We start from the raw sequence: 5,579 nt of genomic DNA, 5'->3' as shown, positions 1-5,579 counted from the left end.
GAACTAGAGATGGATGATACGAAATGGGTTAATATTTGGTCTGCATTCATGGTGTTTACTCATTTTATTGTGGTGATAAAAGTGAGATCACTAAACATCATGAATGTTCTTATCTAAATGAATTTATTTACTATTTGTCTCAGATTTGAGGGGATACCTCAGGGACAGACACCCCAAGTACCTTTCTCACACTTTTAACTTCACTGGTTTCATCTATTTCAAGTTCAACACTGACTCACTCGCAGGGTCTCTCATTCCTGTATATCTAGATAGGAAAACCTGCTTACACTGTCATCATGTTCAATTTGTGGTGAGAGTTTTCCAGTGACCGTACCAAGAAGTCAGCTTATCTGCTCAGAGGCGACGCCCTATTATCACATTGTCTCCCGATGTGTGAGACGCAGTTATTTGTGTGGTGTAGATTCTGTTACCCAACAGAGCTTTGAGCACCGTCGTGGTTGGATTGAAGATAAACTCAAAGAGCTCAGCGCCATGTTTTGTATAGATATTTGTGCCTATGCCATCATGAATAATCACTACCATTTGGTGCTCAGTATTGATTGTGATGGCGTTAAGAACCTGTCTGAGCAAGAAGTCGTAGACCGTTGGTGTTCATTGCATGAGATGCCAGTATTGATTCACCGCTATTTAACGAAACAAGATACTCATAGCTCAACCAAAGTCGTGTGTCAGCAAATCATCTCCGAGTGGCGCGAACGGTTATCTAGCATCAGTTGGTTCATGAAAATCATCAATCAAACCATCGCCAGGCTAGCGAACAAAGAGGATGACTGCACCGGCCACTTCTGGGAAGGCCGCTTTAAAAGCCAGGCGCTGCTGGATGAGAAAGCGCTATTAACTGCGATGGCTTATGTCGATTTAAATCCGATTCGAGCCAGCATGGCAGACTCACTTGAAACCTCTGATTTCACCTCAGTCAAAGAGCGGCTCGCTGCCCTTAAATCGAACAAGTTAACTCCTCCTTGCCTGCATCCCTTCATTGGTAACCCAACCAACGAGGTGATTAAAGGCATTCCGTTTAGATTGGATGACTATCTGGAGCTTGTCGATTGGAGCGGGAAACAGATAAAGCCGAATAAGCGCGGCGCGATTGATGCCTCTGCCCCACCTGTTTTACAACAATTGAACGTTGAACAGAAAGAGTGGCTAACACTCTGCACCACTCTTGAACAGAACCGAGCCAGTATAGTGGGAGAGGTGAAATCGTACTCCCACGCTATCCATAAATTGAACCGGAAACGAAGCTCCGGGCTTAAAATCACCACTGCCGCGTAAAATCCTTACCAACACACACTCAACACGCCTGAAGATCGATAGCTGCCGGTTTTTACTGTGAAACTCACTCTATTTCGCTGATTTTAATCACCAACCTTCACTGAGAACACGAAGCATGAGGATGCAGTTGTTGCTTGGATTTAGCTTTCGTTAGGGTGAGTGTCCCTGTTATGTAGCTTTGAATAAAAACCCCACCAACTCGAACTTCACAATTTACTATATAGAGAGGGGCTTCGGGCTTGTTCAACACCTGAATAAGGTGTCGGCTGCGCGACACCTATTCTAGTTTGTTATGTGACTTAACTCGCATACTTAATTACTTTTTTATGTTCTATATCACGGTCGTCAATTGCCACAATATAATGCATAGTTTTTACTGGCCATTTAAACACAAGGCTTTTGATCGCAGAAGGCTCAACATTATGTTTAACTAAATGCTCTTCTAGAGAATCTGCCCAATAACCAATTGATTTAGTGATTCTTTCACTCAGTAATTGAGATGGCTCAAATTCACGAGTAAGCCAATTAACTGAGATATCATATCCATTTCGTCGAATATTTCTTAACTCATCAATTACAAAATTATCGTCGACATAATTTTCATAACTCGAAAAACTATGTCCAAAGTTGTGAATCGCCGAAATTATATTTTTATACTTCATAGCCTGAGAGTCACATAACGAGGCTGTAGGATTTCTCCACAGCTATTTTAATACCGTCTTCTACGTTAAAAAGTAGAAGCCTTTAGGGGTTGAACCTATCTAGATCTCACGTAGAGACGTGATTTTTTGTCTAAAAATACGTTCATTTAATCTCTATTTTTTGAAATCGAGTTATCCTACAGCCTCAACGCCGCAATTTACGGACGGAGTGTGATGGCGGCTTGTTTGCGTATTTTTGCAAACAAGGTGACAGCACACGGAGTTCCGCAAGATTGCTTTGTTATAGCCTTTAGCATGCAAGAACTCTGTTTATTTGTTTGATTACATTATCACGGGCGTTTTGTTTTTTGAACAAAGTTGGAATATGCAAAAGAAAACTAGCCCATTTGTATTTTTCAGTTTTTCTTTCATTTGACGCAATGTAATCACGTAGCTCTACCGCAGACTCACGATTAAATGCCCACAGAACTTCGCCTTTATATGAGATGGAGTAAAAAGCGTCTGATGGCCATTGCAAAATATAGGGTTTTCTCGTTTGGCAGTGAGTGCAGTTAAATGCACCAAGGTCTAGACCGTGATTTCTGGTTAGATACTTTGAGTGATTCCAGTTTTCTGGGGCGTACCCTTCGGGTAGATCCTGGATTGCGGCAGTTGAACCACCATGTAAGTTGGCGTAATACGTTGCTCCATGCCAGTTATGGCCGCATGAATCTTTAAATAGATAATACTCAAATAGATCACTTTGCTCGAAGAAAGGCACGTCTTTTTTGAGTGCGATTTTCACAACCTCAGCAAATTCGAATACCGAATGCTCGGCACATGCCGGACATTTAATGTCGACTTTGTGAGGCATTGGATTCCAATCATACGTTCCGGTCATCTGACTTCCTTTAAGCTATAACGCCCGCAGCAACTGAAGGCTAAAATTGGCGGTTTTTGTGCGCTTTTCAGCACAAAAGGTGACAGTTTTAGACTGTCAGATTGACTGCGTTTGTTAAGTGTGGCCTGCTGATAATGAACCATGTTACCTCTCAAGTATCTCTTGAACCCAGTCCCCCCAATTCTCTACATTGAGGCTATCTTCCAGTGTGCCTGGATATATAGATTGCCACCAAGAAAGTATTAAAGAATGTTCAACAGCTGTAAGCTCAAAAGGTTCCCAGCTCTCCATACGCCCATCTTGATCACACGGATCGCTACCACCTATTAGAAATTCATTGAAAAAAGAGCATGGTGGAAAATACCCAGAAGTATTTATAAAGCCAAATATGCCATATAACACTTCAGTATTATCAGTAAGGACTCTTTTTGCCAAAGCCACATTATCTAGCACAATACCTCCATGAACACTTAACGCCGCAATAAGCGGACTAAAACTGTGGGTTATACTGTGTAGCGAAGCGGAACGTAACACACTGTTTTAGTTCCGTTTAATTGCCTTGTTATAACGCGCTTTTAGCTACACATCCTCTCAGATATTTCCTTCAATTTATCTAATTCTAAGCGTTCACTCGCCCAGCCATGAGCAAATGGTATGGTATTTGATTTCGGTAGTTGGTCTTCTTTTAGATCTCTTACTCTTACCCTAGAAGGTAAAGCAGCCCCTTCACCAACAAAAATTGCTTCTTGCTGAGACAAAATCGGTAACGCACCTACCATTCCAGACAATCCATCTGGCAAAAACCGTGCAACATGCTGTTGATCGGCTGAATTTGTAAGTCTTAATACAACCCACGTACCACACTGTGAAATGACTGTACTGTCTACATCGGCTGGCCGCTGACTTACCAGCATCAAGCCAATTCCGTATTTTCGCCCCTCTCTTGCAATACGTCTTATTGCTTCCTGAGCAGCTGCATACTGAGCCTCCCCATGGTCTGGAACATATCTATGCGCTTCTTCACAGACCAATAAAATAGGATCTKTCTCTTTCTCTTCTTGAGTCTGGAATACTTTATATTGAAAAAGTAACCTAGCAATTAATGCAGTCAGAGGGCCTGCGACTTCATTTGGTAGGCCTGAAATATCAATAATTCTAATATCTTTTCCTGCCTGACTAGGCGCACCTATGAATTGATTCAAGACTTGATGTAATTTGATTTCATCACCATTATCAGCCCAACACTTCATCATAAATGAAAGCCTAGTATCTCTTCGGAGAACCTTGAGCTTATCCAATACTGAAGGAACAGGTGATTTTGCCAGATCAGTATTTGTCATAGTTACATGTCCGGCATTTGTTTTTCTGCCTCCCTGTATATATTTAATATGACTTTCAAATTCTTCTAAACAGAATGGTCTAGGCTTATCACGGTCAAACTCCAGAATGTCCGACGTATCTTTGTCATCACAAAGATCTGGATCATCGAAATTATCTAAATGATCTAGTTTATTTGTTCCGAACTCTCTCGGGCAAGGCTTTACAATCTTAGCTGCAACCATTCTGGCATGAGCAAGTGCTTTCTGAACTGCATTATTTTGGCTTGTAGCACTTCTTTCTGTTTTACCAATAATCAGATTAGTAAACTCATCACTAGACATTAACCAATACGGAAGCTTTATCTCTTCTTGTCCGTCATCACCTGTTGCGATGTCATATGCACGGTACTGTACAGCTCTAGCCTTAAATGCGGAACCATACTCTCCATGGGGATCAATAACTACTATCTGAGGAGACAGCTCTTTTTCATCATTTTTATGCGATAGTACACTATGAATAATCGCAGCAACGGTACCAGACTTACCAGATCCTGTAGAGCCAAGAACAGCACAATGCATACCAAACATTTTATTAATGTTAGCTCGACAAGCTGTAGATTCAGAAGCACTGTAAACCGCAAAGGGAACTAATGGATCTACTTCATCATCTCTTGTACCTTCAGCGGAACGGTATACAAAAGAAATTTCTTCGTTGGTTAGAAGGTATACGCCTTGCTGGGGTAAAGGGTAAGTTTTAATACCACGTTTGAAAGCCAAATTTGATTTTGTATTATTCCAGCTGCCTTCAGCTAGCAGTTGGACTTCCATTACACGCTGATCAGAATCAGCAGTTACGGGCATACCTGCTTCAATTAACTCTTCTGATCGCATTCTGAGCATAGTCACTAAACCAAAAATTATTTTTCGACCATAGTGAATTTTAACCATGCTACCTATTTGACCGATAGGGTAAACGCGACCATTGAATGTCCTAGACAGCTCAGATATTTTATCGGAGATCTCTACCTTAATATTAGTTCCAGATACCTCAACAACCTGCCCAATCTTTAACTCTTCTTCCGGTGTAAACATAACTAAACCTCGCATCCATTCTTTAGCACTGATGTTACACCTTTGAATGTCCACCAATAATCATCATCGTCTTTTCTTTTAAATGGGCCTTGGTCTCCGACATATAAACCACGCAACGAAGCAATAATTACTCTTGAACCAAAACTGGAACTACGCCACTTTTCTAAACATAATGGTATGTCATCCCTACACTCCAAAAATGCCAAAAGTACTGTTTTGTTTTCTTCTTTAGATAAAGCGAACTCAATTTCATTATTAATGTGGTCATCGCCAAAACTGTAACCACAAACCGCTAACGTATTACTTTGACGAGAATTTAGAGATTTTCTA

The 5,579-nt window shown here is 41.1% G+C and carries 6 protein-coding genes; 1 reads left to right on the top strand and 5 read right to left on the bottom strand.

Translation table 11 applies throughout. The features are described 5' to 3' along the window. Positions 1 to 324: 324 nt before the first annotated feature. Positions 325 to 1,296, top strand: coding sequence for a transposase (locus L4C32_RS20145; protein ID WP_428198677.1), 972 nt, complete (start codon positions 325 to 327; stop codon positions 1,294 to 1,296). 299 nt (positions 1,297 to 1,595) lie between these two features. On the opposite strand, the gene L4C32_RS20140 is transcribed toward L4C32_RS20145, so the two are convergent. The 5 genes from L4C32_RS20140 to L4C32_RS20120 form a co-directional block, all read right to left on the bottom strand. After that, a complete protein-coding gene (locus L4C32_RS20140; protein ID WP_428198676.1) occupies positions 1,596 to 1,958 on the bottom strand; it encodes a hypothetical protein in 363 nt (120 codons plus the stop codon). 289 nt (positions 1,959 to 2,247) lie between these two features. Beyond that, the gene (locus L4C32_RS20135; RefSeq protein WP_428198675.1) at positions 2,248 to 2,838 is read right to left on the bottom strand and encodes a hypothetical protein; all 591 of its coding nucleotides are present in this window, start codon (positions 2,836 to 2,838) and stop codon (positions 2,248 to 2,250) included. Positions 2,839 to 2,982: 144 nt separating this feature from the next. After that, positions 2,983 to 3,291, bottom strand: a complete 309-nt coding sequence (locus L4C32_RS20130) for a hypothetical protein (protein WP_428198674.1) — start codon at positions 3,289 to 3,291, stop codon at positions 2,983 to 2,985. Positions 3,292 to 3,413: 122 nt separating this feature from the next. Beyond that, entirely contained in the window at positions 3,414 to 5,249 is a 1,836-nt protein-coding gene (locus L4C32_RS20125) for an ATP-binding protein (RefSeq protein WP_428198673.1), read from the bottom strand. A 2-nt stretch (positions 5,250 to 5,251) separates the two neighbouring features. Then, positions 5,252 to 5,579, bottom strand: a 328-nt coding sequence (locus L4C32_RS20120) for an SIR2 family protein (protein WP_428198672.1), incomplete at its 5' end; no start/stop codon positions are given.

This window comes from Aliivibrio kagoshimensis, assembly GCF_050337105.1.
Lineage (GTDB): Bacteria > Pseudomonadota > Gammaproteobacteria > Enterobacterales > Vibrionaceae > Aliivibrio_A > Aliivibrio_A kagoshimensis.
This window is presented reverse-complemented; position numbering and strand designations above follow the sequence as displayed.

What these genes read in the sequence shown, in the direction of transcription:
- L4C32_RS20140 (WP_428198676.1), bottom strand. Translation starts at nt 1,958, where the DNA reads ATGAAGTATAAAAATATAATTTCGGCGATTCACAACTTTGGACATAGT.
- L4C32_RS20135 (WP_428198675.1), bottom strand. Translation starts at nt 2,838, where the DNA reads ATGACCGGAACGTATGATTGGAATCCAATGCCTCACAAAGTCGACATT.